This window comes from Nocardia elegans NBRC 108235, assembly GCF_001612845.1.
Taxonomy (GTDB): domain Bacteria; phylum Actinomycetota; class Actinomycetes; order Mycobacteriales; family Mycobacteriaceae; genus Nocardia; species Nocardia nova.
On sequence record NZ_BDBF01000010.1, the window covers coordinates 79,068 to 105,351 of the forward strand.

Below are 26,284 nucleotides of genomic sequence, written 5' to 3' on the forward strand. Positions count from 1 at the left end.
CACAGTTACTTCCGACCCGGCAGCAGTGTGCGCCGGGGGCGGGCGGCAGGAAAGGTCAGTTCCATGTCTCGCAGATCGTCCAGCAGATCCTGGTTCTCGGTGCGCCGAGGACGCATCGCCGTCGCGCTCACCGCGCTGGCGGCCGTGGGACTGACCGCCGCCTGCAGCGGTGGCTCGAGCGACACCGTCGGCGGCGACGCCCACAGTGGTGGCGGGCAGCTGACACTGTTCGCCTACTCGGTCGCCAAGCCGGGCTACGACAAGGTGATCGGTGAATTCAACAAGACCGAGGCCGGCAAGGGCGCGCAGATCCAGCAGTCCTACGGCGCCTCCGGCGACCAGTCCCGCAAGGTCAAGGACGGAGCCCAGGCCGACGTCGTCAGCTTCTCGGTCGAACCCGACATCACCCGGCTGGTGGATGCCGGGCTGGTCGACTCGACCTGGAATGCCGACGCCAACAAGGGGGTGCCGTTCGGTTCGGTCGTCGTGATCGCCGTCCGCAAGGGCAACCCGAAGGGCATCCACGACTGGAACGATCTGCTGAAGCCCGGCGTCGAGGTGGTGACGCCCAATCCGTTCAGCTCCGGCTCGGCCAAGTGGAACCTGCTGGCGCCCTACGCCGCGGAGAGCGACGGCGGCAAGAATCCGCAGGCGGGCCTGGACTACCTGGGCAAGCTGATCTCCAAGGACCACATCAAGGTGCAGCCGAAGTCGGGCCGGGAGGCGACCGAGACCTTCCTGCAGGGCACCGGGGACGTACTGCTCAGCTACGAGAACGAGGCGATCTTCTCCGAGCGCAGCGGGGATCCGATCGAGCACGTCATCCCGCCGACCACCTTCAAGATCGAGAATCCGGTGGCGGTGACGAAGAACGCCAAGAATCCCACCACCGCCGTGGCGTTCAAGGACTTCCTGTACTCGCAGGCCGGCCAGAAGGCATGGGCGGAGGCCGGTTTCCGTCCGGTCGATCCGCAGGTCGCCGCGCAGTACACCAAGGATTTCCCGGCGCCGCAGAAGCTGTGGACGATCGCCGATCTGGGTGGGTGGAAGCAGGTCGACAAGGATCTGTTCACCCCCAATACCGGCAGCGTCGCGGTGCTCTACGACAAAGCCACCAAGTAAGCCGGTGGCTCGGAGCGCACGGAATACTGGGCAACTGTGACTGACACCCGTACGAAGGCCGACACCGGCGGGAGTATCGACGCCGGGACCACCACCGGTCCCGGCGTCGTCCGGCAGCGGTCCGCCGGACCGGCCTGGCGGTCGCGCCTCACCGGATCGGCCGGCTCGCTCGGTCTGGCGATCACGGTGCTGTGGCTGAGCATCATCGTCTTGCTGCCGCTGGCCGCATTGACGGTCCATTCCTTCGACGACGGGTGGTCCGGCTTCTGGGATGCGGTCACCGCGCCCGCGGCACTGGACGCGTTGCGGGTGACGGTTCTCGTATCGGTGGTCGTCGCCGTGATCAACGTCGTCATGGGCACCGTGGTGGCGTGGGTGCTGGTGCGCGACGATTTCCCGGGCAAGAGCTTCGTCAACGCCCTGATCGATCTGCCGTTCGCGCTTCCGACGATCGTGGCGAGCATCGTGCTGCTGTCGCTGTACGGGCCGCAGAGCCCGGTCGGTATCCACCTCAACGCCACCCAGCCGGGACTCGTGGTGGCGCTGGCATTCGTGACACTGCCGTTCGTCGTGCGCTCGGTGCAGCCGGTGCTGATCGAAGCGGATAAAGAAGTCGAGCAGGCCGCGGCCTCACTGGGCGCGAACAACTTGACCATCTTCCGGCGCGTGGTGCTGCCGTCGCTCGCGCCGGCCATCATCTCCGGCGGTGGCCTCGCCTTCGCGCGCGCCATCGGCGAATACGGGTCGGTGGTCCTGATCGGCGGCAACATTCCGCGCCGCACTCAGGTCGCGTCGCAGTACATCCAGCAGCAGATCGAGGTGGACCGTCCGGTGAACGCGGCGGCGGTTTCGGTGGCGCTGCTGGCGATTTCCTTCGCCACCCTGCTGATCCTGCGCATCTTCTCCGAACGCACCGCCCGCAAGGAACAGGCGAGCCGATGAAACTGTCCGCCCCGTCCCGGATTTCGTTGCGCGTGATCGCGCTCGCGTATCTGATCGTGTTGTTGGTCGCTCCGCTGGTGATCATTCTCTGGCGCAGCTTCGAGCACGGGATCGGCGCGTTCCTCGATTCGATCACCACACCCGCCGCGATCTCGGCGTTCAATCTGTCGCTGTTGATCGTCGCGATCGTGGTGCCGCTCAATGTGGTCTTCGGAGTCATCACCGCCATCGCCCTGGTGCGCGGAAACTTCCGCGGGCGCACGCTGATTCAGGGTGTGGTGGATCTGCCGTTCGCGGTCTCGCCGGTGGTGGTCGGCGTATCGCTGATCATGCTGTGGGGTGTCGGTGGCTGGTTCGGCGGCCTCGACAGCTTCGGCTTCCGGGTGATCTTCGGCCTGCCGGGCATGGTGATCGCCACGCTCTTCGTCACGCTGCCCTTCGTGGTCAGTGAGGTCGTCCCGGTCCTGCACGAGATCGGCGACGATCAGGAGCAGGCCGCGGCGACGCTGGGCGCCAGTCGGTGGCAGACCTTCTGGCGCATCACCCTGCCGGCCATCCGGTGGGGCCTGACCTACGGCATCGTGCTCACCGTCGCCCGCGCCCTCGGCGAATTCGGCGCCGTGATCATGGTGTCGTCCGGACTGCCCGGCATTTCTCAGACCCTGACGCTGCTGGTGCACGGTCGTTATATCAACGACCACAACACCTTCGGCGCCTACTGCGCGGCGACCCTGCTCATGGCCATGGCGCTCGTCACCCTCGTCCTGATGACCCTTCTCGAACGCAAGCGGGGCACTGCCAAATGATTACCGTCACCGACGCGAACAAGCGTTATGGTTCGTTCGCCGCCCTCGACAACGTCAGCCTGGACATCCCCTCCGGTGAGCTGACCGCGCTGCTGGGGCCCTCCGGTTCCGGGAAATCGACGCTGCTGCGTTCGATCGCCGGCTTGGAATCGTTGGATTCGGGCATCGTGACCATCGCCGACCGCGACGTCACCCGGGTCTCGCCGCAGAAGCGCGATATCGGCTTCGTCTTCCAGCACTACGCGGCGTTCAAACATATGACCGTGCGCGACAACGTGGCGTTCGGGCTGAAGATTCGCAAGCGCCCGAAGAACGAAATCCGCAAGCGCGTCGACGAACTGCTCGGCATCGTGGGCCTGGACGGTTTCCAGCATCGCTATCCGGCGCAACTGTCGGGTGGTCAGCGGCAGCGCATGGCGCTGGCCCGGGCGCTGGCCGTCGACCCGCAGGTGCTCTTGCTCGACGAACCCTTCGGCGCCCTCGACGCCAAGGTGCGTCACGACCTGCGCACCTGGTTGCGTCGCCTGCACGAGGAAGTGCACGTGACCACCGTGCTGGTCACTCACGATCAGGAGGAGGCGCTCGACGTGGCCGACCGGATCGCGGTGATGAATGCCGGTCGCATCGAACAGGTCGGAACGCCCGAAGACGTATACGACCGTCCCGCCAACGAATTCGTCATGTCCTTCCTCGGTGCGGTGGCCAAGTTGAACGGACATCTGGTGCGCCCGCACGACATTCGCATCGGCCGCGATCCGGGTATGGCCCTGGCCGAACACGAGGGCACCGCGGAGTCGGCGGGTGTCACCCGCGCGACCGTCGAGCGCGTCGTCCGCCTGGGTTTCGAGGTTCGCCTCGAATTGCGCAATGCGGCCACCGGCGACCTGTTCACCGCGCAGGTCACTCGCGGTGATGCGGAGGCTTTGCGGTTGGCGGAGGGTGAGACCGTCTTCGCCCGCGCCACCCGCATCCCGGAACTGCCGGCGGCCTGATCTTCCCTGCCGGCAGGCTGATCTCTCCCTGCCGGCGGTGCCGGTCGCTCGTGCGGCGTTGGGGGAGTAAGTGTTTCGCCGGATGCGCCACCGTTGCCGGATCGCCGGTATACGGTGTCCGAGGATATTCGGACGATTGCTGGCAAACCCGTACCGGTCGGTCGGTGTCGCGAAATGTCCACTGCGCGTATGAATTGCCTGATTTGTTACCGCAGGTGAAGGGGTATATCTGCGGTATCGGCGGCGTCGTCGCGGAGTGCGGCGGTTGAGCGGACAACCGATTGTCCGGTGCTTGGCAAGTTCTCAGCACAGTGGTTGCCTGATGCCGGATCGAGACATGTCAGCGAACGTACGCTCGTCGATCGAGGGGAATTGTGATGACGGTTGGGCTCGGAGTGAGTATCGGCACGGTCAACACGGTGTGCGCCATCGATACTGCTGAGAGCGGAAAGAACGCGCGTGGCCGCGGGCGCAGCGCGGCCGGCGAATTCGGTGGGCGCGCGGCGACCGGCCGGCGCAAGCGGGCCTCGGGCCCGAAATCCGCGCTGTCGCAGCAGCGCACCGCGCCGGGAACCTGGCGCACGACACTCACTTTCGACAGCAGCGGCACCGCGCGGGTCGGCCGGATCCCGCGCCACGGCCGCGCCGTGACCGACTTCGCCGATCTGACCGAGCCTGGCCGGAGCGCCCGCGTACGTCATCGGTCGCTGTCCGCGGCCGATCTGGTGGCGACGGTCGCGCGCACCGTGGTCGCGGACGTGTCCGCCCACGTGGTGGCCACCGCCGAGGGCCGCAGTCCGGAAACCGCTGTCGCGGTGACACATCCGGTGAGTTACGGCGAGGAGCGTGTGCTCGAACTGCGCGAGGCCCTCGATTCGATCGGACTGTCCCATGCCGCCCTGGTGGCCGAACCGGTGGCAGCCGCGGCGTGGCTGTCGGTGGCGCACGGTCCGCTGCTGCCGGGCCTGGCGCTGGTCTACGACCTCGGCGGATCGGGGCTGACCGTCACCCTGGTGCGCATCGGCCCCGGTACTCCGGCCCGGCCGGTGTTCGGGGAACCGTTGCGCTCCAACGCTTTCGGTGGCCGCGCCTTCGGTGCGAAGATGGCCGCGCAGCACAACTGGCGCGCCGGTGCTTCGTCGGCCGCCGACTCCGACGCCGCGATCACGGCTTTGCGCACCGCGCACATCCGCGAGTCGCTCGATGTGGTGTACGAATGCCTCGGACGAGCCCGCGTCACGATGGCCGATGTCGACTGTGTGCTGGTCGTCGGCGGCGCCGCTCGTCCGCCCGAAGTCGCCGCGGTCCTGGCCGCGGCACTGGCGCGGCCGGTGATCGTCGCCCCGGATCCGGAGCGCACGATCGCCGAGGGTGCGGCCGTCTTCGCGCGCCGCGCCGCCGAATCGGTCCGGGAGAGCGAGGTCGCCGAGGCGCCCGAGCCACCCGAGCCGCCGCGCGTGCTGCGCCGCCGGCTGACCCGGGTCGCGGTCACCGTCGCGGTCGCGGCCGGTGGCGCGCTGTTCGCGGCGACTGCCGTGGTGGGGGACGAAGCGGGAGCGCAATCCATGGGCGCCGGGATCGTGCACGTACAGCACTGACGGCGTGCCGCGCAGGCGGACCACCAACCCCGCGACTGCGCCCGCCCGCAGCGGGTGCAGTCGCGAGGCGCGTTGTATGCCCGGCCCGCGATGTCGCGGGTCCAGGTGAGATGTCGCGGCCGCACGGCGGCTTTCGCCGGCCGCCCCGCCCTGCCCGACTCGACCTATCGGCTGATCCGCTGCTCGACGGCAGTCTCGCTGTCCGGATCGCGATAGTTGTTGAGTACCACCGCGAGACATCCGAGGGCGATGACCGCGCCGGCCGCGAACATCACCGGATAGCCGATGCGCACGGCGTTGTGCAGCAGCGACAGCAGCGCCGGTGAACCGAATCCGAGGTAGCTCACCGAATAGAACACCGCGGTCAGCCCGGCCAGATCGTCCGGCCGGGCGATCCGCTCGATCTCCTGCAGTCCCGCGACCATCCCGATGCCGAATCCGAAGCCGAGCACGGCAGCGGTCGCGACGACCGCCCACAGCTGTAGCGATGCGGCCGCGTAGACGGATGCGGCCATGCCTGCCGTGGTGAGGATCAGCGACAGGGCCGCGATCCGCGCGGTACCCGGCAGGTCGATCCGCCGCGCCACCGACTGGATGGCGAAACCACATCCCAGCGTGATCACCGTGATCAGCGCGGAGAAGGCGATCGGGGTTCCGGCGATGCGGTCGGCGGCCAGCGTCGGCAGGATCGCGTATGCGGTCGCGGCGGAGGTGAACAGCCACAGCGCCAGCGGCAGTGCGATGCGGCGGAAACGCCGGTGGCCGGCCGCCGGAATCCGCAGATCCTCACGCAGTGGCTTGCGAATCGGTTGCGGTGCCACGGTTTCCGGTGCGCGTAGCACCCAGACGGCCGCGATCAGGCACAGTGCCACATTGATGAGATAGGCCAAAGTCGCGGGCCACGGCGCCCACTGCGCCAGCACCCCGGCCACGCCGGCTCCGATGGCGAAACCGCCGGTGAGGCTCATCGCCGAGCGGCGAGCGCCGGTGCCGGGAGCCGACACGGGCCCGAACGGCGGCTGCGACAGCTCCTTCAACCAACTGCTGCCCACGGCCATCGCCAGCCCGAGACCGACTCCGCACAGCACGCGCCCGATCGACAACATCGGCACCACGCCGGAACCGAAGGCCAGCAGCGTCGATCCGGCCGCGGTGATCAGCGGTGCGGGCCGCATCAGCCGCTGCCTGCCGTAGCGATCCGACAGCGGCCCGCCGATCAGCAGCGCGGGCACGATGCCCAGGACGTATTCGAACAGCAACAGATCGACCGTGGTGACCGGCAGGCCGTCGTTCTTGTACATCACCAGCAGCGGGGTGAATTCGTTTCCGCCCCAGGCGATCGCGAAGACCGCCGCGGCCACGCCCCACCACACGCGCGGGATGGTGGCGACCCGTGCCGGGCGGATGTCGACGGCGCTCGGCGCGGTCATCACAGTCCTCTCAGTTCGAGCTGGTGCACACCCGAAAGGTGTTCGGCCAGTGCGGTATCGAAGCCCGCGGTATCGCCGGCGGCGATCAGATCGGTCAGCTGCGCATGCTGTTCCACGATCCGGGCGGTATTCATCGGCGCGCGATGCAGAGCGACGCTGTTCATCCGCCGCTGGCGTTCGCGCAGCGAGTCGTAGAACCCGGTGAGCAGCGGGTTGCCCGCGGCGACCACATAGCCGCGATGGAAGTCGGTGTCCTCGGTGGCGAAGTGGGACAGCGCCCGGCCGTCGGACGCGGCGAGGTTCGCGACGAGTTCGCGCTGGCGGGTCAGCGAGTCGCGCAGGGCGTCGATCAGCGCCGGCCGGTCGTCGGCGGTGAGGGCGCGCACCGCCGCGGTCTCCACGACATAGCGAGCATGTGCGACGTGTTCGGCCTCGTGTGAGGGAATAGGTACCACCAGCGCGCCGCGTTTGGGATACAGCCGCATCCAGCCCTCGGTCTCCAACCGCAGGAACGCCTCCCGGACCGGAGTGCGTGAGGTGCCCAGATCGGTCGCGATCTCACCCTCGCTGATCAGCTCTCCGCCGGGCAGTGCCCCGGTCAGGATGCGCTCCTTGATCTCCCGATAGGCGCGCTCCGCGGCTGAATACGTCTTAGACATAAGTTGTAGCTTAGCGGGAACATGGGATGAATTGCCATGTGGGTGCCGACACGTACGACCGGCCTCGGGTGTGGGTGGTGACGGCCTTCTCGCCGATGTGACGCCCCGCACAGTACTTCCCGGTAATGCCGTTTCGGTTGCTGCTGAGCTGGGAATTCGGCGGACTATCGGCGAGGTTGCGCGATGGTGCCCGGCGCGGCCGGTCGCCGGTGTTGACCTCCGCCGCTATAGGTGTAACTATGGGAAACAGTTACCCATGCGAGATGGAGAGGCTGTGACGACGATGTCCGTTGCCGCGACGCCGGAAGTAGACCCTGTGGTCGCCGAGGCCATGGAATACGCCCAGAAGCTGCTCCTGCTGTCCGAGGGTTCGGTCAACAAGCACTTCGATCCGTTCACCGACATCGATTGGGACAACCCCGACTTCGCCGCGACCGCCGGCGAGAAGCGGTGGATCCTTCCGGAATCCGCCGACCCGCTGGGACGTCACCCCTGGTACCAGGCGCTGTCGGACGAGCAGAAGATCGCCATCGGCAAGTACCGCCAGGCCAATGTCGCCAAGGTCGGCCTGCAGTTCGAGTCGATCCTGATCAGCGGCATGGTCACGCACAACTTCAGCCTGCCCAACGGCTCGCCCGAATTCCGGTACTGCTCCCACGAGATGATCGAGGAGCACAACCACACCCTGATGTTCCAGGAGATGGTCAACCGGATCGGCATCGATGTGCCGGGGATGGGCCCGCTGGTCCGTAAGTTCCGCTACATCGCCGCGCCGGTCGCCGCCCGGTTCCCGAATCTGTTCTTCATGGCGGTGCTCGCCGGTGAGGAGCCGATCGACCACATCCAGAAGCAGATCCTGCGCTCCGGCGAGGAAGTGCATCCGATCATGCGCGGCGTCATGGCGATTCACGTCGCCGAGGAGGCGCGCCACATCTCCTTTGCGCACGAATTCCTGAAGAAGCATGTGCCCGAGTCGAATCCGGCCGCGAAGTTCGTGCTGTCGCTGGCCATGCCGATCGTGATGTGGATCCTCGGCCGGTCCATCGCGACCCCGCCGAAGTCCTTCTTCGAGGAATTCGACATCCCGGAGGAGGTGCGCAAGGAACTGTTCTACGGCTCCGCCGAGGCGCAGCAGACCTTCGCCGACTACTTCATCGACGTGCGGGCCCTGGCCAAGGAGCTGGGCCTGATGAACCCGATCTCGAAGAACGTCTGGAAGCTGCTGAAGATCGACGGCCCGGCCAGCCGGTACCGCTCCGAGCCGCAGCGCGCCAAGACCAAAGCCGCCTGAAGGGTATCCATACAGTGCCGTATGTAGTCACCCAGTCGTGCTGCAGCGACGCCTCCTGCGTTTACGCATGCCCGGTCAACTGCATCCATCCCACGCCCGACGAACCGGATTTTCTGACGGCGGAGATGCTGTACGTCGACCCCGCGGCATGCGTGGACTGCGGCGCCTGTGCCACGGCCTGTCCGGTGGACGCCATCACCTCCTCGAAGAAGCTCACCGCGGAGCAGAAGCCGTTCATCGAGATCAACGCCGACTTCTATCGCCAGGCGCGGCCGCGTCCACTGCTGGCCAAGCCGTTGCCGGCCGCCGAGGTGGACACCGAGCGCGGCCCGATGCGCGTCGCCATCGTGGGTTCGGGCCCCTCGGCGATGTACGCCGCGGACGAGCTGCTCACCCAGCCCGAGGTGACGGTGACGGTCTTCGACCGGTTGCCGGTGCCCTACGGCCTGGCCCGCCACGGCGTCGCGCCCGACCACACCCGGACCCGGCAGGTGAGCCGGTTGTTCGATGTGATCTCCGCGCAGCCCGGATTCGGGTCGTACCTGAATGTGGCGGTGGGTGCGGACATCTCGCACGCCGAACTGCTGGACCATTTCGATGCCGTGATCTACGCCGTGGGCGCCTCCTCCGACCGCAAGCTCGGTATCCCCGGCGAGGGTCTGCCCGGCAGCCTGTCCGCGACCGAGTTCGTGGCGTGGTACAACGGCCATCCCGACTTCGCGCAGCGCAGTTTCGATCTGTCGCAGCGGCGCGCGGTGATCGTCGGCAACGGCAATGTCGCGCTCGACGTGGCCCGGATTCTCACCATGGATCCCGAACTGCTCGATGCCACCGAGGTGTCGCCGACGGCGCTGGCGGCACTGCGGCGCAGCAAGATCGAGGAAGTGGTGATCGTGGGCCGCCGCGGTCCCGCCGAATCCGCCTTCACCGTCCCCGAATTCGTGGGCCTGCTCGGATCCGATCTCGACATCGTGGTGGAAGCTGATGTGCCGGAACCGACTCCGGATATGCCGCAGAAGGTGGAGCAGAAACTGAAGCTGCTGCGCAGCGTGGCCGACCGTCCGGTGGGCGCGCGCAAGCGCATCGTCTTCCGCTATCTCTCCTCGCCGGTGGCGCTGGTCGGCACCGACCGGGTGACCGGAATCGAGTTGGTGCGCAACGAACTCGTGACCGACGAGGCCGGTATCACCCGCGCTGTCGCGACGGACGAAACCGAAACCCTGGATACCGCACTGGTTCTGGCTTCGGTGGGTTACCGCGGCGTGGCCGTGCCGGGGGTGCCGTTCGACGAGCGCGCCGGCGTCATCCCGAACGCCGACGGCCGGGTGCTCGAATCCGCCGGCGGCGCGGTGGTTCCGGGAACCTATGTGACCGGCTGGATCAAGCGTGGTCCGACGGGCTTCATCGGCACCAACAAGTCCTGCGCCCAGCAGACGGTGCGACAGTTGGTCGACGACTTCAACGCCGGGCGTCTGCGCCGGCCCACCGTCGACGCCACCGATTTCGATCGGCTGGTCCAGCGCCGACGCCCCGATGCGGTGCGCGGCGGCGCCACGGCCCAGCCGTGGTGGAAGCGAAAGCTGCTCGCTCGCGCCTGAGCCGGATCTTTCGACCGAATGCCCCGATCCGCCCGGATCGGGGCATTCGGCGTTTCGGCAACCATCCAGTCATTCGGAACGGCCGCGCGGATTTCAGTCTCGTGAATGTCATTGTCGCAATTCCATAGAAAACCGGTCGGTATTCCGCGTGATCAACTGTGAAATGGCCAGTTTTGCCAGCTATTCTCGTGCAGTAGCCGAATTCGGCCTTTCGAACTTGCCGAAGATCGAGGTCTATCAGGTGTTTTGATCGATCGAGCGGTGGGTGTGAAAGCTTTTCCGCCCATTCGGTTTCCGTGATCGAGACCGACCAGCTAACCTGTGTTCGCTATTTGGTAAACGACCGCGACCACATGGTTGAACCACCTGGGGCCGTGGTCTCGGTGCGTTGACGGGATGGCAATGACGGTTGGCTTCGGCATGAGCATCGGCACAGTGAATTCCGTGTGGGCGGCAACTGCCGGTGATCGCGGCCGTCCGGCGGTCCGCGTGCGTCGCACCGCGGTCACCTTCGACCGCTCCGGCGATGTCCGAGTCGGGGTAGTGTCTCGATTCGCGCCGGTGGTCACGGATTTCGCCGATCTCACCCGCCCGCGCGAGCCGGTGTCGCCGGGCGGCCGGATCCGGTCCTCGGCCGACCTGGTCGCTTCGGTCGCCACCTGCCTGATCGAGGGCAGCGATCCCGAAGCCGGGCCGGTCCTCACCTATCCCGCCTGTTACACCGACCGGCAGATCGCATCGCTGCAGTACGCGCTGCACCGCTGCGGCGCCTTCGACGTGATTCTGATGCCCGAACCGGTGGCCGCGGTGGAATGGCTGGACGACGAATACGGTGTTTCCGCAAGCTGTTCCACACTCGTCTACGACCTGGGCGCCAACAACCTGGACGTCGCGGTGGTCCGGACCGAGGCCGAATGGAATCAGCGCGGAGTGCTCGGCTCGGCCCTGCGATCCGATGCCTTCGGCGGCCGGCCGCTGGGTGCCGTCCTGGCGCGCTACGCACGGACGCTGGCTCCGGACGTGCCGGCACCGGTGTCGACGGTGGTGCCGGCCGAGGACACCCGCCGCTTGCGCGCCTGGCATGTCCGCAATTCCCTTCGGGTGGTGCGCGATTGCCTGCAACGTGCGCGGGTGACCATCGACGACATCGATCGCGTGCTACTGATCGGTGGCGCCGCGCGACCGGTCGAGGTGGCGGAGGTGCTGGCCGAGTTGGGTCCTCCGGTGATCGTCCCGCCGGATCCGGCGCATACGGTCGCGACCGGAGCCGCCATCGCCTCGGCTCGATTCGCCACGAGCAACAGCAGTGCCGGGCGATACGCCCGGGGCGCCGCGGTCGTATCCTCCGCCGCGGTCGTCTCCGCCCTCGCGATGTCGGCGGCGACCATGATCGGCGGTGGCCCGCTCGGTACCGACGGCCCGATCATGGAATTCGCCCCCGTGCTGGCCGGCCCGGCGGATGCGTTGCGCGAACAGGTCGGCGACCTGCCGCAGACACCCGGCTTCGGTGTCGGATTCGCTGCGCTGGCGGCCCGCGCCGACACTTTGATGGGCACCCCGCTGTCCGGAATGCGCGGCGACGCCGGTGCGGCGCACGACTTTTCGCATGCCATGACCGATCGGGTCGAGAACGCGCTGCGCGACTACGGCGCCGTCAGGCCCTGCGTGCCGCCCCGCGCCCGGACCTACTCCGATCCGGCACGTTTCACCAACCCCATGCCGTTCGTGAACTCGGGTGCGGCGGCGCTCCTGGCCGCCGGCGCCGCCGCCCGCAACCTGCCCGGCACGGGGCATCCCGGTCAGCCGGGATCCGGTGATCAGGGCACCCCGCCCGGCGGCGGCTCCACACCCGGGGACTCGTCGAAGCCCGGAAATCCGGCGCCGAAACCGGACGGTTCGAGTACACCCGCATCCGGCACGAACCCCGCGCCCGCCGACAAGACGACCGCGGCTCCCGGTGCGTCGTCCGGGAATTCGCATAACGGCGATGCCGCGTCCACTGCGCGGCCCGGGCACTCGAGCGGCACCGCGGACAGCGGTGACGGCTCGGGTACCACGTCTGCCGAGTCGAATTCGGCCGGTGCGACCGGCGGGTCGAGTGCGTCCTCCCATGGCTCGGACTCCGACAGCCCCGATACGCACGGCTCGCACGCCGACGACTCCGCGAACTCCAGTGGTACGAACTCGGATCCGGCGAAACCGGGGGCGGCGAACTCGGGCCCGGCGCACTCCGGCGACGCCACGAACTCCGACACCGGACCCGATGCCGGTGGTACGACGAATTCGGGCGACGGTTCCCACTCGAGCGACTCCGCGAATTCGAACGGCGCTGCCAATTCGAACGGCACTGCGAACGCCGGGAACAACGCGAAGCCCGGCACCTCCGCCCCCGCCGGTGGCGGCACCGATTCCGCGCCGACCGGTGGTGCCCGATCCGCCCCGGGCACAACGTCTTCCGATACCGCTCCGGGTGCCGGAACCGCCCGTACTCCCGGCCTCGGGGGCAGCACGGCCACACCTCCCGGCGGCGCTACCCGCCCCGGTGGGACGAACCCCGCACCGGTCGCCCCCGCCCACCCCGGCGCTGTCGCGCCGAGCCACCCCGGCCTCGGCGCCACCCCCGGTGGCGGCTTCCATGGGGGTGGCCTGGGCGGCGGCTTCCACAGCGGTGGTTTCGGCGGTTTCGGGCGCTGACCGGGGTCACCGACAGGGCTCGGCCCCGATATCGCGCCGAACCGGCGAGGACGAGTCCCGACGGCTGTCCAGGACGTCGAGGTAGTGCTGGTTGGACATGATGCCGAGCAGATTGCCGAAGGGGTCGACCACCGAGGCGGTGACGAAGCCCGGACCGCGTTCGGTGACGGGTTGGTGTTCGGCCGCACCGAGTTCGCGGAGCCGCTGCAGCGCGGCGTCGAGATCGTCGACGTGCCAGTACAGCAGTGCGCCGCCGGGGTCGTGGGCGGGGTCCGGGCAGTAGCGGCGATCGATGATGCCGAGTTCGTGCCGGTAGTCGCCGATCCGGAACTCGATATACCCGGGAATCTCGAAATACGGTGTGATATCCAGCAATTCGCTGTACCAGCGCTTGGCGGCCGCCAGGTCGTCGGCATAGTAGGACACGGTCGTCATTCCACGCAGCATCGGTCTCTCCTCGTTCGTTGCGGTCTTCGATACGATCCTCGCGCCCAAAGTGCTCACCGAATGAGCACTTTTTTCGGCAGAATTTCCGTATGCGCGCCGACCGTCTGATTGCCACGCTGCTCCTCATGCAGGCGAGGGGTCGAGTCACCGCCGCCGAGCTCGCCAGGGAACTCGAGGTGTCCGTGGCGACCGCGCGTCGCGACCTCGAGGCGCTGTCGTCGGCAGGGGTTCCCGTCTACCCGCAGCCCGGCCGGGGCGGGGGCTGGGCGCTGATCGGTGGTGCCCGGACCGACCTCAGCGGAATGACGGCCGACGAGGCGCGGGCGCTGTTCCTGCTGCTCGGTCCGGCGGCCTCGGGCTCGCCCGCCACCCGCTCGGCGCTGCGAAAGTTGTTGCGAGCCTTGCCGGAGACGTTCCGCGAACAAGCCCTGGCCGCCTCGGCGGCGACGCTGATCGATCCGGTCGGCTGGGGCCGGCGGCCGCGATCCGAACCGGCGGAGGTCGAGTTGCTGCAACAGGCCGTCGCCCGGCGACGGCCGGTCCGCTTCCGCTACGGCTCGGCCGGTCGTGAGCGAGCCGTCGATCCGTGGGGCGTCGTCGACAAGGACGCCGTGTGGTATCTGATCGCCGGGACCGACCGCGGGCGCCGGACCTATCGCGTCGACCGGATGAGCGAGCTGACCGTCGAAGACGGCGTCGCCGACGTCCCGGCGGATTTCGATCTGGCGCAGGCGTGGTCGGAGATCGTCGAACAGATGGAACATCGCCGCGGCGAGGTGTCGGCGATCGTGCACGCCGATCCCGGGATCGTGCCGGTCCTGCGCGATCGGCTGGGCAGGCACTGCGCCGAGGACGGTCCGGTCGACGGCGGCCGGGTGCGGCTGCGGATCAGCGCCCATCTGCCGCGCGCGATCGCCGAACAGCTCGCCGGATTCGGGGGACGCCTCGAAGTCGTTGCTCCCGAATCGATTCGGCGTGAGCTGGCCGCGCTGGCGGCCGAGCTCACCGCCATCTACCGCTGATCCGCGTTACCGAGCGGTGAAACCGCCGTCGACCGCGACCGCCGCGCCGGTGACGAAGCTCGCCTCGTCGGAGAGGAGGTAGGCGCACAGCGAGGCGATTTCCTCCGCGCGGGCGATTCGGCCGAGCGGATGCAGCGCCGCGATCGCCGCCTCGCCTTCGGGTGTCGCACCCATCGACGCGCGAAACGCCGGGGTGTCCACCGCGCCCGAAACCAGCGCGTTGACCCGCACACCGGCGGCGGCCGTCTCCAGCGCGACCGCGCGGGTCAGGCCGACCACGCCGTGTTTGGCCGCGACGTAGGGAGCGACCGAGCCCATACCGACCACGCCGAGGTTGGAGGCGTTGTTGAGGATCGCCCCGCCGCCGGACTCCAGCAGCGCCGGCACCTGCGACCGCAGGCCGAAGTACACGCCGGTGAGGTTGAGTTCCAGATCTGCGCGCCAACCGGCTTCGTCGATGTCCTGCACCGGGCCGAAGGAGTTGACCGCTCCGGCGTTGTTGAAGGCCGCGTCCAGCCGGCCGAATTCGTCGATCGCGGCGTGGGTGAGCCGATCCACGTCCTCGGCCACGGTGACGTCGGTCGGGACGAAGACGGCCCGGCCGCCCCCGGCGCGGATATCCGCGGCGATCCGGTCCCCGGCCTCCTTACCCCGGGCGCCCAGCACCACCGCGGCGCCCTCCGCCGCCACTCGCCGGGCCACGGCCGCGCCGACCCCGCTGCTGGCGCCGGTGATCAGTACGACCTTCGATTCGAAGCGGTGGTGCACCGTCGTGTCCATCTCTGCTGCCCTCTCCATATCCGTTGTCTGCCACGCGATCTCGTGACAGGTGCCAGTCAAGTCGCGCGAAACCGGCAAAGCTGGCGGGATTCGGACCTGTAGTTGATGTGTCATCTAGCCGTGTGAGGGGCATACCGCCGGGTAATGGCGGCGGGGCTGTAAGCGCAGATGCACGATCGGTGACAATGATCAGGTGAACAGTCCTCGACTGATTGCCCTGGATGTGGACGGGACCATCCTGCAGGCGGGTGCGCCGATGAGCCCGCGGGTGCGTGCGGCGGTGCGTGCCGCGGTCGACGCGGGCGCCCATGTGGTGATCACGACCGGCCGCACGCTACTCGCCACCCGGCTCGTGATGGAGGAGCTGGGACTCGAGGAGGGCCAGGCGCTGTGCTCGAACGGCGCTGTGCACGTGGACATTTCGAACTGGGAGCCACTGGCGGTCCATACCTTCGACCCGGAGCCCGCGGTCGCGACACTGCGTTCGCTGCTGCCCGATATGGTGCTGTCGGTGGAGAAGGTGGGGGTGGGTACCTGGGCCACCGGCTACTACCCCGGCAGCTTCCGGCTCGGCGAATTCCGCTTCGTCGACGATGCCGAACTGAGCCTGGAGCCCACCACGCGGCTGAACGGCTGGTGGCCCGGCGGCAGCCTCGACGAAATGATCGACGCCGTCGGCGAACTCGACCTCCCCGGCGCCGGCTGGGTGCACGGCGAGGACGAACCGTGGTTGGTGGCCTCCAAACAGGGAGTGTCCAAAGGCTGGGCGCTGGAACAACTTCGCCTGGCCCTCGACATCCCGCTCGAGCAGACCCTGGCCATCGGCGACGGCTACAACGATATCGACATGCTTACCTGGGCAGGGCATTCCGTCGCCATGGGCAACGCGGTCCCCCCGGTCCACGAGCTTGCCGACGAAACGACCGCCGATATCAGTGAGGACGGGGCGGCCCTGGTGCTGGAGCGCTGGTTCGCGGGATGAACCGCGAAGCCGGCACGACCCACGTGGGTCCGGGCCGGGCCGAGACTGCCGGAAGGGCAGGCGGAATCAGGCCGAGAGATCGAGGGTCAGCCGGTCGGCTGCCTGATAACGCTCGAGCGCGACCTCGGTGAGGAACCGGTGCGGCCCGATCGCAGGTGCGTGCACGAGGCCGGGTTCGGCGACCGCCAGACGATCGATGAGCAACCCCGGGGCCAGGAACCACGGGGCGACCATCACCCGGCGGGCTCCCCGGCCGCGCAGATCCGAGACCGCCCGGCTCAGCGACGGCTGCGTGGTCGCGAAGCAGATCGCGGACCGCCAGCGGGTGCCGTGCGTGAGCGCCACGGCGACCTCGGCCGTGATCCGGTTGGCGGCCGCGGACGAGGATCCGACGGCCGCGACCGCGATACCCAGCTCGGCATCGTCGCGGTCGGCGCCCGCGTGCAGCGCTCGGTCCCGCAGCGCCGCCACCAGTCGTTCGTCGGTCCCGAGCACATCGGCCTGCGTGATCCGCAGCAGCGGATGCCGATGGCGGGCAGCCGCGAGCATGCCGGGCAGATCCACCCGGGCGTGAAACGCACTGCCCAGCAGCAACGGAACGACAACGGCCTCGGTATGTCCCTGTGCCGCAACGGCATCGATGACCTGTTCCACCGAAGGGGTGTTCAGGTCCAGGAATGCCAGGCGCACGTCGACATCCGGACGTTGTCCGGCGATCTCGGCCACCACGGCCGACATCGTCGCGGCGGACCGCGGATCACGGCTGCCGTGTGCCACCGCGATCAATGCCGGGGCGCGGCCGGTGGTGATACCGGCGAGCGACCGCTCGCCGTTCACGAACATCCCACCGGCCGAACCCATCTCAGCTGCCGACCTCGACGGAGGTCAGTACGTCGCCCACCAGACCCGCGGCCAGCGTGTTACCGCCCGCCGGGTCGATGAGCAGGAAGCTGCCCGTGTACCGGTTGACACGATAGTCGTCGGCCGCGATCGGCTCCGCGACGCGCACCGAGATGCGGCCGATATCGTTGAGCGCCAACGACTCCGGATTCGGATCGGCGGCCAGGTTCTGCTCGTCGAACCGCTCGATCAGCGCGCCGACGATGGCCTGCGTGGTCCGGGTGCCGTGCTTGAGCAGCAGGCGGGCGCCGGGCCGCAGCGGCTTGTCGCCGAGCCAGCAGACGGTGGCGTCGAACGCATCGATCGGTTCGGGCGCATCGGCGGCCGCGACGATGGTGTCGCCGCGGGAGATGTCGACATCATCGGTGAGCAGCAGGGTCACACTGCGTCCTGGCTGGGCGGAGGGCAGTTCGCCGTCGGCGGTGTCGATGCGCTCGACCGTGGTCCGGATGCCGGAGGGCAGCACCACGACTTCGTCACCCTTCGACACCACGCCCGCGGCGACCTGTCCGGCATACCCGCGGTAGTCCGGGTACTCCGCGGTCCGCGGGCGGATCACGTACTGGACCGGGAAGCGCAGGCCCACCTGATGGCGGCCGGTGCTGTCGGCATCGACCGGCACCGACTCCAGATGCTCGATCAGGGAGGGACCGTCGTAGAACGGGGTGTTCTCCGAGCGCGACGCGATGTTGTCACCGTGCAGCGCCGAGACCGGGATCTCCACGATGTCCTCGGCGGCCCAGCCGAGTTTGCTAGTCAGCTCGGTGAACTCGGCCACGATCTGCGCGAAGACCGCTTCCGCGTCGTCGACCAGATCGATCTTGTTCACCGCCAGCACCAGCTTCGGCACACCCAGCAGCGCCATCACGGCGGCGTGGCGCCGGGTCTGCTCGATGACGCCCTTGCGGGCATCGACCAGCAGGATTACCAACTGTGCCGTCGACGCGCCCGAGACGGTGTTGCGGGTGTACTGCACGTGGCCCGGGGTGTCGGCGAGCACGAAGGACCGCTTCGGCGTCGCGAAGTACCGGTAGGCCACATCGATGGTGATGCCCTGTTCGCGTTCGGCGCGCAGCCCGTCGACCAGCAGCGAGAGATCGGGGGTGGCCAGGCCCTTGTCGACCGAGGCCCGGGTGACGGCGTCGATCTGGTCGGCCAGTACCGATTTCGTGTCGTAGAGCAGGCGTCCGACCAGTGTGGACTTGCCGTCGTCGACACTGCCGGCGGTGGCCAGTCTCAGTAGGTCGGACATCAGAAGTAACCCTCTCGCTTGCGGTCTTCCATGGCGGCCTCGGAGACGCGGTCGTCGCCGCGGGTCGCGCCACGTTCGGTAAGTCGCGACGCGGCGACCTCGGCGAGGATGTCGTCGTTGGTCGCGGCATCGGAAAGTATTGCGCCGGTGGTGGATCCGTCGCCGACGGTGCGGTAACGCACCGACTTGACGACCAACTCCTCGTCCTCGCGCGGACCACCCCAGGAGCCCGGGGTCATCCACATGCCGTCGCGCTGGTACACGGGCCGCTCGTGCGCGTAGTAGATGGTCGCGAGCTCGACGTTCTCGCGCGCGATGTAGCGCCAGATGTCGAGTTCGGTCCAGTTGCTCAGCGGGAACACCCGCACATGCTCACCGGGCGCATGCCGGCCGTTGTACAGGTTCCACAGTTCCGGGCGCTGCCGCTTCGGGTCCCAGCGGCCGAAGGCGTCGCGCAGCGAGAAGATCCGCTCCTTGGCTCGCGACCGCTCCTCGTCGCGCCGTCCGCCGCCGAAGACCGCGTCGAAGCGGTTCTCGGTGATGGCGTCCAGCAGCGGCACGGTCTGCAGCGGGTTGCGGATACCGTCGGGCCGCTCGGTGAGCCGGCCGTCGGCCAGATACTCCTCGACGCTGGCGACGTGCAGCCGTAGCCCGTACTTCTCGACCACGTGGTCGCGGAAGGCCAGCACCTCGTCGAGGTTGTGGCCGGTGTCCACGTGCAGCAGCGAGAACGGCAGCGGCGCGGGCCAGAAGGCCTTGAGCGCCAGGTGCAGCAGGACCGTGGAGTCCTTCCCGCCGGAGAACAGGATCACCGGACGCTCGAATTCGCCTGCCACCTCACGGAAAATGTGGATGGCTTCGCTCTCGAGGGCGGCAAGGGTATCGAATTGTGTCTCGGTCACCGTTGAAGTCATGAGGCGTGCAACCCGCATTCGGTCTTGGCGAGGCCGGCCCAGCGGCCGCTTCGCGGATCGGATCCCGGTTCCGGCTTCCGCGTGCACGGAGCGCAACCGATGGACGGATATCCCTCCTCGACAAGGGGATTGACGAGAATGCCGTGCTGGTCGATATACGCGGCCATCTCGTCGTCGGACCAGGCGGCGATCGGATTGATCTTCACCAGGCCGAAGCCCTCGTCGAAGGAGATCAGGGGGGCGTTGGCCCGGGTGGGGGCCTCCACGCGCCGGATGCCGGTCACCCACGCGTTGTAGGGGGCCAGCGAATTCTGCAGCGGCACCACCTTGCGCAGCCGGCAGCATTCACCCGCATCGCGCGCGAACAGATCCTTGCCCAGCAGCTGATCCTGTTCGGCGACAGTGTGTTCGGGCCGCACATTGAGGATGTTCACGCCGTAGACGGTTTCGACCGCGTCCCGGGTGCCGATGGTTTCGGCGAAGTGGTAGCCGGTGTCGAGGAAGAGGACCTCGACCCCGGGCCGCACCTGCGCGGCCAGGTGCACCAGCACCGCATCCTGCATATTCGAGGCGACGATGTAGCTCGAACCGAAGGTGTCCTCGGTCCACTGCAGCAGCTCGGTGGCCGAGGCGTCCGGGCCCAGCTGCGCCGCGCCGTCCTCGGCGATCCTGCGCAGCTCGGCTTCGCTCAGCTTCGCCAAAGTGGTTGCCATACTGAATCTCCCGTTACCGAAGGTCGGCCTCGTCGGCGCGGACAGCCCATTGCGCGAACCGCTCACCGTCGTTGCGGTTCTTGACGAAATTGCGGACGACACGCTCGATATAGTCGCCGAGCTCCTCGCTGGTCACCTTGTGCTGGCGCAGCTTGCGGCCGAAGCCGCTGTCGAGCCCGAGGCTGCCACCGAGGTGAACCTGATAGCCCTCCACCTGATTCCCGTCGCCGTCGTCGACGAGCTGGCCCTTGAAACCGATATCGGCGATCTGCGAACGGCCGCAGGAGTTGGGGCAGCCGTTGATGTTGATCGTGACCGGCACGTCGAGCTGGGCGTTGATATCGGCCAGGCGCTGGTCGAGTTCGGGCGCCAGGACCTGCGAACGCTTGCGCGTCTCCACGAACGAGAGCTTGCAGAACTCGATACCACTGCAGGCCAGCAGGTTTCGCCGCCAGGCCGACGGCCGGGCCTGCAGGCCCAGCGGTTCCAGTTCGGCGATCAGTTCCTCGACCTTGTCGTCGGGGACGTCGAGCACGACGACCTTCTGATACGGGGTGAACCGGATCCGGTCCGCGCCGACCCGTTCGACGGCGTCGGCGACCTGCGTCAGAATCGTGCCCGAGACACGGCCGGCGATCGGGGAGAAGCCGATCGCGTTGAGACCGTTGCGCAGCCGCTGCACGCCCACATGGTCGATGGGCCGGGCCGGCTTCTCGGGCGCGGGGCCGTCGTTGAGCTTGCGCTGCAGGTACTTCTCCTCGAGAACTTCTCTGAATTTCTCGATGCCCCAGTCCTTGATGAGGAACTTCAACCGCGCCTTGGTCCGCAGCCGGCGGTAACCGTAGTCACGGAACAGCGAGACGACGGCTTCCCACACATCCGGCACTTCCTCCAGCGGCACCCACGCACCGACTCGCTGCGCGAGCATGGGGTTGGTGGACAGGCCGCCGCCGACCCACAGGTCGAAACCGGGGCCGTGCTCGGGATGTTCTACGCCGACGAACGCGACGTCGTTGATCTCGTGGACCACATCCTGCTGACCGGAGATCGCCGTCTTGAACTTGCGGGGAAGGTTCGAGTACTCCTTCTTGCCGATGTAGCGCCGGGTGATCTCCTCGACGGCCCAGCTGCCGTCGACGACCTCGTCCAGCGACTCACCGGCCAGGGGGGAGCCGAGGACCACGCGCGGGCAGTCGCCGCAGGCCTCGGTGGTCTGCAATCCGACCGCCTCGATGCGCCGCCAGATCTCCGGGACGTTCTCGATCTCGATCCAGTGGTACTGCAGGTTCTCGCGGTCGGACAGATCGGCGGTATCCCGGGCGAACTCGGTGGAGATCTGGCCGAGGGTGCGCACCTGCTCGACGTTGAGCGCGCCGCCGTCGCAGCGGATGCGCATCATGAAGTACTTGGCCTCGAGCAGGTCGATGTTCTCGTCACCGGTCCACGTGCCGTCGTAGCCCTGCTCACGCTGGGTGTAGAGGCCCCACCAGCGGAAGCGGCCGCGCAGATCGCTCTTGTCGATCGAGTCGAATCCGCCCTTGGCGTAGATGTTCTCGATGCGCGCACGGACGTTGAGCGGATTGTCGTCCTTCTTGCTCTGCTCGTTCGCGTTCAGCGGTTCCCGGTAACCGAGGGCCCACTGGCCCTCGGACTTGCGGCGGACCGGCTTGCCGGTGCGTTCGCGCGGGCCGGAAGCCTCCGGGCGGGGCCGGGCACGACGCTCCCGGGCGAGGCGTTCACGATCCGCGCGAACGGACTCGGGGGTGGGACCGGCGTCGGTACTCGACGTCATAGGGTCGCTCCTGAAGAAGATGGATCAGGCCTTGCGGCAGGCGGGAGGGGCTGGCTCGCGCCTTCGGAGTTCAGCGAATCGGACCGATGGGCATCGCGACGGATGCCGGGAATCGGGGAGAGGGGAGGCCGAGCTACCGGAGGCGATCCGGCAGACAACTGGCGCTGCAGACGCGCTTGAAGTCGACATGGCGGCGCGCCACGAGTCGTACTCCAAGTCCGGTCATGGAAGTCATTGTGCCATGTCAGGTGGGTCTTTCCGACCGGTGGGTCATATTCTCCGCAAAAAAGCGGGAAATTCCCTGGACGGCCGTCCTAATTTGTGAGATGCGTCATAGATCAAGCGGATTCGCCGATCCGATGCCGCCGGGGCCGTCCCGGCGGGCGCCGACGGGTCGGCTAAGGCACGATGACGAGCTTTCCGGTCGCCTCGGCGTTCTGCATCCGGCGGTGAGCCGCGACCACGTCGTCCAGTGTGAGGACGCGGTCGACATTCGGACGCAAGGCACCCGTTTCGACGGCGTCGACGAGGCGCTGCACAGACCGCCGCACGCATCGTCGTCCCACTCATGCGTTCACTGTCGTGGGCGACCGGGGCGGCCGACCACCGATAGAATGCCGATTCATGCCCGTTCGCCGCCAACCTGCCGAGGCGGCTTCTACGTCGCGGCTGTGGCCGTCCGGGGGCGTTCACCAGTGGGCGTCGGGAGCGTCGAGTTCGGTCCACGCGCATGCGCGCGGGCATCTGGTGTACGCCGCCCGCGGGGTGCTCTCCGTGCACACCGAACGCGGGACGTCGATCGTGCCGGCCAACCGAATCGGCTGGACCCCAGCCGGATTCACGCATCAGCACCGCGCCCACGGGCGAACCGACATGCGGATCGTCTTTCTCCCGGCGGCACCGGCCCGGCTGCTACCGGACCGCCCCGCGGTATTCGGGGCCACCGATCTGGCCCGCGAGGTGTTCCTCAGCCTTACCGGGCCCCGCGACCACGACCGCGGTGCGCGCGCCCGGCTGCATCGCGTGCTCGTCGACGAACTGCGGGAAGCGCACGAGCAGCCGCTGCAACTGCCGCAACCCCGCGACGACCGGTTGCGGGCCCTCGCGCGGATTCTGTACGACGACCCCGGCGACAACGCCGCCCTGGCCGAACTCGGGCGCAGGGTCGGCGCGGGAGCGCGAACGCTGAGCCGGCTGTTCCACGACGAGCTCGGCATGACCTTCTACGAGTGGCGCACCCAGCTGCGCATCTCACACGCGCTCGTCCTGCTCGCCGAGGGGCACGACGCGACATACGTCGCGCACGCCTGCGGGTGGGCGAATCCGAGCGGCTTCATCGCGGCGTTCGCCGACATCGTCGGCACCACTCCCGGAAAATACGCCCGTTCGTACCGAACTCGCGGGCAACCGGCGCCGGACGCGATCGACTAGCCGGTGTGCCGCCGGTCACTGCGCCGCACCGGGCACACTGGTGGGGTGACCGCACCCGCTCCCGAACACACCACCGCCGCGCCGACGCTGCGCGATTTCGGCGGCGGGCCGTTCGGGATCTACGTGCACGTCCCGTTCTGCGCGACGCGCTGCGGCTACTGCGATTTCAACACGTATACGGCAGGCGAGTTGGGTTCCTCCGCCTCGCCGGAGTCGTGGCTCGACGCCCTGCGTGGCGAATTGGCCACCGCTGCAGGGGCTTTCGCGGAACTGCCGAGCGCGCAACCGCCGGTGTCGACGGTCTTCGTCGGCGGCGGCACCCCGTCGCTGCTGGGCGGCGACGGCCTGGCCGATGTCCTCGACGCCATCCGTGCCGAGTTCTGCCTCGCCGCCGATGCGGAGGTGACCACGGAATCGAATCCGGAGTCCACCTCCCCGCAGTTCTTCGAGCGCATCCGAACCGCCGGATACACCCGCGTCTCCCTCGGCATGCAATCGGCCGCGAGCCATGTCCTGCGCATTCTCGACCGCACCCACACCCCCGGACGTGCCGTAGCGGCCGCCCGCGAGGCCCGGACAGCCGGTTTCGACCACGTCAACCTCGACCTCATCTACGGCACGCCCGGTGAATCCGACGCCGACCTCGACGCCAGCCTGGACGCGGTCCTCTCCGCCGGCGTCGACCACGTCTCCGCCTACTCCCTGATCGTCGAGGACGGCACCGCCATGGCCCGCAAGGTCCGCCGCGGCGAACTCCCCGCCCCCGACGAAGACACCCTCGCCGCCCGCTACGAACGCATCGACGCCCGCCTCACCGCCGCTGGATTCGGCTGGTACGAGGTATCCAACTGGGCCACAACATCTTCCGCGCGCTGCCGGCACAACCTCGGCTACTGGGACGGCGGCGACTGGCTCGGCGCCGGTCCCGGCGCGCACAGCCACGTCGGCGGCGTGCGCTGGTGGAACGTGAAGCATCCGGCCCGCTATGCCGAGCGCGTCGCAGCCCGCGCCGGACTGCCCGCCGCGGGCTGGGAGGCGCTGACCGACGCGGAGCAGTACACCGAGCGCGTGATGCTCGGCGTGCGCCTGCGCTCCGGACTCCCGGTCGGGGAATTGGATGCCGACGGCCGCGCGGCATGTGAGCGTGTGGCCGCCGACGGACTGGCCGTTGTCGACCGTGATCGGTTGGTGTTGACCGACCGCGGGCGTCTGCTCGCCGACGGAGTAGTCCGCGATCTGCTGGGCTGACCGGCTGGCGGTCGGCAGCGGCCCGGTGAATCGGTCTATTTCGCCCCGAATTCGGCGCTGCGGCCCGGGCGGGAGTCCGGACAGCGTAGGGTTCGAGGCAACTTGAGGAGATCCATGTCACAGGCACGCCACATCACACTTGTCCACGAGCAGAGCGAGTTCGCCGAAACGCGTGCCGCAGAGAAGGCCGAGGCCGCACGGCGCAGCGCGCTCGCCGCGCGGGCGGTGGCCAGTCATTCGACCGGAGTCGACGACTGCCAGTCGCTGCTGACGATGCTCGGATTGGATGCGGCGGCAGGCAAACTCGTCGCCGAATCGGACTGAGTTCGCGCCGCGGGCGCAAGACCGACGTCTTCGCCCGCGCCTTCCGTGGCTCCACCTCCGTTCCGCTGCGCGACCGGGTCCCCCGGCGCCGGCCCGGCATCACTGTGCGACCTCACACGCGGGAACTCGTGAGCACAGGAACTAAACTGGTGTCGGATCAACCGGGAATCCGCGTGGTCGATGCTGCCCGTGTGCGGCCGCGTGGACCCCGAAGGCGAACGAGGAGGTGGGGCCGATGTCGAGCACCGAGAAGCGGCGGCTGGAGGTCCTGCGCGCGATCGTCGCGGACTACATCGCGACCAAGGAGCCGATCGGGTCGAAAACGCTGGTGGACAAGCACAATCTGGGCGTCTCCAGCGCAACCGTGCGCAATGACATGGCGGTCCTCGAGGCCGAGGGATACATCACTCAGCCGCACACGAGCTCCGGTCGCATCCCGACCGACAAGGGCTATCGCCAGTTCGTGGACAACATCGCCGAGGTCAAGCCGCTGTCCAATGCCGAGCGCCGCGCGATCATGGAATTCCTGGAAAGCGGCGTCGATCTCGACGACGTCCTGCGACGCGGGGTGCGGCTGCTGGCGCAGCTGACCCGGCAGGTCGCGATGGTGCAGTACCCGACGGTCTCGGCGTCGACCGTGCGTCACCTGGAGGTCGTGGCGCTCAATCCGGCCCGGTTGCTGCTGGTCGTGATCACCGATACCGGGCGGGTCGATCAGCGGCTCGTCGATCTGGGGGCGGTGATCGACGAGGAGGATCTCGCCGCACTGCGCGGCATGCTCGGCAAGGCGATGGACGGTAAGCGTCTGTCCGCTGCCTCGAGCGCCGTCGCGGCGTTGCCGGAGAACGCCCCCGCCCGGCTGCGCGATGTCCTGGTCCGGGTGTCGACCGTTCTGGTCGAAACCCTGGTGGAGCATCCGGAGGAGCGGCTGGTGCTGGGCGGCACGGCCAACCTGACCCGCAATGCCGGCGATTTCGGCTTCCCGGGTTCGCTGCGTGCCGTGCTCGAGGCGCTCGAGGAGCAGGTGGTGGTGTTGAAACTCCTGGCCGCCGCGCAGCAGCCCGGCACGGTGACGGTGCAGATCGGTGAGGAGACCCGCGTCGAGCAGATGCGCGGCACCTCGGTGGTATCCACCGGGTACGGTATGCCGGGTACCGTGCTGGGAGGTATGGGAGTGGTCGGCCCGACCCGGATGGACTACCCCGGCACGATCGCCTCGGTCGCCGCGGTCGCCCGTTATATCGGTGAGGTGCTCGCGGAACGATGAGCCCGCCCCGGTAACCGGGATCCGCGCCGGTCGGCAACCTGGTTCGCCGGTCGGCCACAGTGAACATGGCAGCATCGGCT

General features: G+C 68.3%; 25 protein-coding genes. 14 read left to right on the forward strand and 11 right to left on the reverse strand.

Features of this window, described 5'->3' with window-relative positions:
- Positions 1 to 63: 63 nt before the first annotated feature.
- The 5 genes from NE2_RS08685 (at position 64) to NE2_RS08705 (ending at position 5,460) form a co-directional block, all read left to right on the forward strand.
- The gene (locus NE2_RS08685) at positions 64 to 1,122 is read left to right on the forward strand and encodes a sulfate ABC transporter substrate-binding protein (RefSeq protein WP_063025472.1); all 1,059 of its coding nucleotides are present in this window, start codon (positions 64 to 66) and stop codon (positions 1,120 to 1,122) included.
- A 174-nt stretch (positions 1,123 to 1,296) separates the two neighbouring features.
- A complete protein-coding gene (cysT, locus tag NE2_RS08690; protein ID WP_036522837.1) occupies positions 1,297 to 2,064 on the forward strand; it encodes a sulfate ABC transporter permease subunit CysT in 768 nt (255 codons plus the stop codon).
- A complete protein-coding gene (cysW, locus tag NE2_RS08695) occupies positions 2,061 to 2,870 on the forward strand; it encodes a sulfate ABC transporter permease subunit CysW (protein WP_063025473.1) in 810 nt (269 codons plus the stop codon). Before cysT ends, cysW begins: the two co-directional genes overlap by 4 nt.
- Entirely contained in the window at positions 2,867 to 3,862 is a 996-nt protein-coding gene (locus NE2_RS08700; RefSeq protein WP_030512833.1) for a sulfate/molybdate ABC transporter ATP-binding protein, read from the forward strand. Before cysW ends, NE2_RS08700 begins: the two co-directional genes overlap by 4 nt.
- A gap of 377 nt (positions 3,863 to 4,239) precedes the next feature.
- Positions 4,240 to 5,460 (forward strand): Hsp70 family protein, encoded by a 1,221-nt coding sequence (locus NE2_RS08705; protein ID WP_106958599.1) that lies wholly within the window; start codon positions 4,240 to 4,242, stop codon positions 5,458 to 5,460.
- Positions 5,461 to 5,624: 164 nt separating this feature from the next.
- Here the strand turns inward: NE2_RS08705 and NE2_RS08710 are convergent, their stop codons facing one another.
- Positions 5,625 to 6,890 (reverse strand): MFS transporter, encoded by a 1,266-nt coding sequence (locus NE2_RS08710; protein WP_063025474.1) that lies wholly within the window; start codon positions 6,888 to 6,890, stop codon positions 5,625 to 5,627.
- Positions 6,890 to 7,549, reverse strand: coding sequence for a GntR family transcriptional regulator (locus NE2_RS08715; protein ID WP_063025475.1), 660 nt, complete (start codon positions 7,547 to 7,549; stop codon positions 6,890 to 6,892). The genes NE2_RS08710 and NE2_RS08715 overlap by 1 nt, the downstream gene beginning before the upstream one ends.
- Positions 7,550 to 7,832: 283 nt before the next feature.
- Here NE2_RS08715 and NE2_RS08720 point away from each other — a divergent pair, with 283 nt between their 5' ends.
- The 3 genes from NE2_RS08720 (at position 7,833) to NE2_RS08730 (ending at position 13,132) form a co-directional block, all read left to right on the forward strand.
- Positions 7,833 to 8,840 (forward strand): AurF N-oxygenase family protein, encoded by a 1,008-nt coding sequence (locus tag NE2_RS08720; RefSeq protein ID WP_063025476.1) that lies wholly within the window; start codon positions 7,833 to 7,835, stop codon positions 8,838 to 8,840.
- A gap of 14 nt (positions 8,841 to 8,854) precedes the next feature.
- Entirely contained in the window at positions 8,855 to 10,438 is a 1,584-nt protein-coding gene (locus NE2_RS08725; RefSeq protein WP_063909335.1) for an FAD-dependent oxidoreductase, read from the forward strand.
- Positions 10,439 to 10,858: 420 nt separating this feature from the next.
- Positions 10,859 to 13,132, forward strand: a complete 2,274-nt coding sequence (locus NE2_RS08730; protein WP_063025478.1) for an Hsp70 family protein — start codon at positions 10,859 to 10,861, stop codon at positions 13,130 to 13,132.
- Between the two features lie 6 nt (positions 13,133 to 13,138).
- Here the strand turns inward: NE2_RS08730 and NE2_RS08735 are convergent, their stop codons facing one another.
- Positions 13,139 to 13,579, reverse strand: a complete 441-nt coding sequence (locus NE2_RS08735) for a VOC family protein (RefSeq protein WP_063025479.1) — start codon at positions 13,577 to 13,579, stop codon at positions 13,139 to 13,141.
- An 89-nt stretch (positions 13,580 to 13,668) separates the two neighbouring features.
- On the opposite strand from NE2_RS08735, the gene NE2_RS08740 reads away from it, so the two are divergent.
- Positions 13,669 to 14,601 (forward strand): helix-turn-helix transcriptional regulator, encoded by a 933-nt coding sequence (locus NE2_RS08740; RefSeq protein ID WP_063025480.1) that lies wholly within the window; start codon positions 13,669 to 13,671, stop codon positions 14,599 to 14,601.
- A gap of 6 nt (positions 14,602 to 14,607) precedes the next feature.
- Here the strand turns inward: NE2_RS08740 and NE2_RS08745 are convergent, their stop codons facing one another.
- Positions 14,608 to 15,399, reverse strand: a complete 792-nt coding sequence (locus tag NE2_RS08745; RefSeq protein WP_228817948.1) for an SDR family NAD(P)-dependent oxidoreductase — start codon at positions 15,397 to 15,399, stop codon at positions 14,608 to 14,610.
- A gap of 175 nt (positions 15,400 to 15,574) precedes the next feature.
- Between NE2_RS08745 and NE2_RS08750 the strand changes: the two genes are divergently transcribed.
- Positions 15,575 to 16,363 (forward strand): HAD family hydrolase, encoded by a 789-nt coding sequence (locus tag NE2_RS08750; RefSeq protein ID WP_030512843.1) that lies wholly within the window; start codon positions 15,575 to 15,577, stop codon positions 16,361 to 16,363.
- A 66-nt stretch (positions 16,364 to 16,429) separates the two neighbouring features.
- Here NE2_RS08750 and NE2_RS08755 read toward each other — a convergent pair whose 3' ends face one another.
- The 7 genes from NE2_RS08755 to NE2_RS34850 all read right to left on the reverse strand — a co-directional run bounded on the left by NE2_RS08755 (position 16,430) and on the right by NE2_RS34850 (position 22,485).
- Positions 16,430 to 17,206, reverse strand: coding sequence for a sirohydrochlorin chelatase (locus tag NE2_RS08755; RefSeq protein WP_063025566.1), 777 nt, complete (start codon positions 17,204 to 17,206; stop codon positions 16,430 to 16,432).
- A gap of 19 nt (positions 17,207 to 17,225) precedes the next feature.
- Positions 17,226 to 18,515 (reverse strand): sulfate adenylyltransferase subunit 1, encoded by a 1,290-nt coding sequence (locus NE2_RS08760; RefSeq protein WP_063025482.1) that lies wholly within the window; start codon positions 18,513 to 18,515, stop codon positions 17,226 to 17,228.
- Positions 18,515 to 19,447: a sulfate adenylyltransferase subunit CysD gene (gene cysD / locus NE2_RS08765; RefSeq protein ID WP_104364755.1), complete on the reverse strand. Its 933-nt coding sequence runs from the start codon at positions 19,445 to 19,447 to the stop codon at positions 18,515 to 18,517. The genes NE2_RS08760 and cysD overlap by 1 nt, the downstream gene beginning before the upstream one ends.
- The gene (locus NE2_RS08770) at positions 19,426 to 20,142 is read right to left on the reverse strand and encodes a phosphoadenylyl-sulfate reductase (protein WP_063025483.1); all 717 of its coding nucleotides are present in this window, start codon (positions 20,140 to 20,142) and stop codon (positions 19,426 to 19,428) included. The genes cysD and NE2_RS08770 overlap by 22 nt, the downstream gene beginning before the upstream one ends.
- 13 nt (positions 20,143 to 20,155) lie before the next feature.
- Positions 20,156 to 21,934 (reverse strand): nitrite/sulfite reductase, encoded by a 1,779-nt coding sequence (locus NE2_RS08775; RefSeq protein WP_063025484.1) that lies wholly within the window; start codon positions 21,932 to 21,934, stop codon positions 20,156 to 20,158.
- Positions 21,935 to 22,067: 133 nt separating this feature from the next.
- Positions 22,068 to 22,169, reverse strand: a complete 102-nt coding sequence (locus NE2_RS37650) for an Ms4527A family Cys-rich leader peptide (RefSeq protein ID WP_372464177.1) — start codon at positions 22,167 to 22,169, stop codon at positions 22,068 to 22,070.
- A 163-nt stretch (positions 22,170 to 22,332) separates the two neighbouring features.
- Complete coding sequence (locus NE2_RS34850) at positions 22,333 to 22,485, reverse strand: zinc-binding dehydrogenase (protein WP_218018577.1); 153 nt, start codon at positions 22,483 to 22,485, stop codon at positions 22,333 to 22,335.
- 73 nt (positions 22,486 to 22,558) lie between these two features.
- Between NE2_RS34850 and NE2_RS08780 the strand changes: the two genes are divergently transcribed.
- The 4 genes from NE2_RS08780 (at position 22,559) to hrcA (ending at position 26,204) form a co-directional block, all read left to right on the forward strand.
- Entirely contained in the window at positions 22,559 to 23,365 is an 807-nt protein-coding gene (locus NE2_RS08780; protein WP_084493901.1) for an AraC family transcriptional regulator, read from the forward strand.
- Positions 23,366 to 23,410: 45 nt separating this feature from the next.
- Positions 23,411 to 24,613, forward strand: a complete 1,203-nt coding sequence (hemW, locus tag NE2_RS08785) for a radical SAM family heme chaperone HemW (RefSeq protein ID WP_084493902.1) — start codon at positions 23,411 to 23,413, stop codon at positions 24,611 to 24,613.
- A 114-nt stretch (positions 24,614 to 24,727) separates the two neighbouring features.
- The gene (locus NE2_RS08790) at positions 24,728 to 24,937 is read left to right on the forward strand and encodes a hypothetical protein (RefSeq protein ID WP_062962660.1); all 210 of its coding nucleotides are present in this window, start codon (positions 24,728 to 24,730) and stop codon (positions 24,935 to 24,937) included.
- A 235-nt stretch (positions 24,938 to 25,172) separates the two neighbouring features.
- Complete coding sequence (hrcA, locus tag NE2_RS08795; RefSeq protein ID WP_063014601.1) at positions 25,173 to 26,204, forward strand: heat-inducible transcriptional repressor HrcA; 1,032 nt, start codon at positions 25,173 to 25,175, stop codon at positions 26,202 to 26,204.
- The last annotated feature ends 80 nt before the right edge of the window (positions 26,205 to 26,284 follow it).

Bases quoted from the DNA above. Each gene is read 5' to 3' on its own strand.
- NE2_RS08780 (WP_084493901.1), top strand. From the start codon at position 22,559: ATGCCCGTTCGCCGCCAACCTGCCGAGGCGGCTTCTACGTCGCGGCTG.
- NE2_RS08740 (WP_063025480.1), top strand. From the start codon at position 13,669: ATGCGCGCCGACCGTCTGATTGCCACGCTGCTCCTCATGCAGGCGAGG.
- hrcA (WP_063014601.1), top strand. From the start codon at position 25,173: ATGTCGAGCACCGAGAAGCGGCGGCTGGAGGTCCTGCGCGCGATCGTC.
- NE2_RS08745 (WP_228817948.1), bottom strand. From the start codon at position 15,399: ATGGAGAGGGCAGCAGAGATGGACACGACGGTGCACCACCGCTTCGAA.
- NE2_RS08735 (WP_063025479.1), bottom strand. From the start codon at position 13,579: ATGCTGCGTGGAATGACGACCGTGTCCTACTATGCCGACGACCTGGCG.
- NE2_RS08730 (WP_063025478.1), top strand. From the start codon at position 10,859: ATGAGCATCGGCACAGTGAATTCCGTGTGGGCGGCAACTGCCGGTGAT.
- NE2_RS08685 (WP_063025472.1), top strand. From the start codon at position 64: ATGTCTCGCAGATCGTCCAGCAGATCCTGGTTCTCGGTGCGCCGAGGA.
- NE2_RS08700 (WP_030512833.1), top strand. From the start codon at position 2,867: ATGATTACCGTCACCGACGCGAACAAGCGTTATGGTTCGTTCGCCGCC.
- NE2_RS08705 (WP_106958599.1), top strand. From the start codon at position 4,240: ATGACGGTTGGGCTCGGAGTGAGTATCGGCACGGTCAACACGGTGTGC.
- NE2_RS08770 (WP_063025483.1), bottom strand. From the start codon at position 20,142: ATGGCAACCACTTTGGCGAAGCTGAGCGAAGCCGAGCTGCGCAGGATC.
- NE2_RS08720 (WP_063025476.1), top strand. From the start codon at position 7,833: ATGTCCGTTGCCGCGACGCCGGAAGTAGACCCTGTGGTCGCCGAGGCC.
- NE2_RS08710 (WP_063025474.1), bottom strand. From the start codon at position 6,890: ATGACCGCGCCGAGCGCCGTCGACATCCGCCCGGCACGGGTCGCCACC.
- NE2_RS08790 (WP_062962660.1), top strand. From the start codon at position 24,728: ATGTCACAGGCACGCCACATCACACTTGTCCACGAGCAGAGCGAGTTC.
- NE2_RS08775 (WP_063025484.1), bottom strand. From the start codon at position 21,934: ATGACGTCGAGTACCGACGCCGGTCCCACCCCCGAGTCCGTTCGCGCG.
- cysW (WP_063025473.1), top strand. From the start codon at position 2,061: ATGAAACTGTCCGCCCCGTCCCGGATTTCGTTGCGCGTGATCGCGCTC.
- NE2_RS08760 (WP_063025482.1), bottom strand. From the start codon at position 18,515: ATGTCCGACCTACTGAGACTGGCCACCGCCGGCAGTGTCGACGACGGC.
- NE2_RS37650 (WP_372464177.1), bottom strand. From the start codon at position 22,169: ATGACTTCCATGACCGGACTTGGAGTACGACTCGTGGCGCGCCGCCAT.
- NE2_RS08755 (WP_063025566.1), bottom strand. From the start codon at position 17,206: ATGTTCGTGAACGGCGAGCGGTCGCTCGCCGGTATCACCACCGGCCGC.
- NE2_RS08715 (WP_063025475.1), bottom strand. From the start codon at position 7,549: ATGTCTAAGACGTATTCAGCCGCGGAGCGCGCCTATCGGGAGATCAAG.
- cysD (WP_104364755.1), bottom strand. From the start codon at position 19,447: ATGCGGGTTGCACGCCTCATGACTTCAACGGTGACCGAGACACAATTC.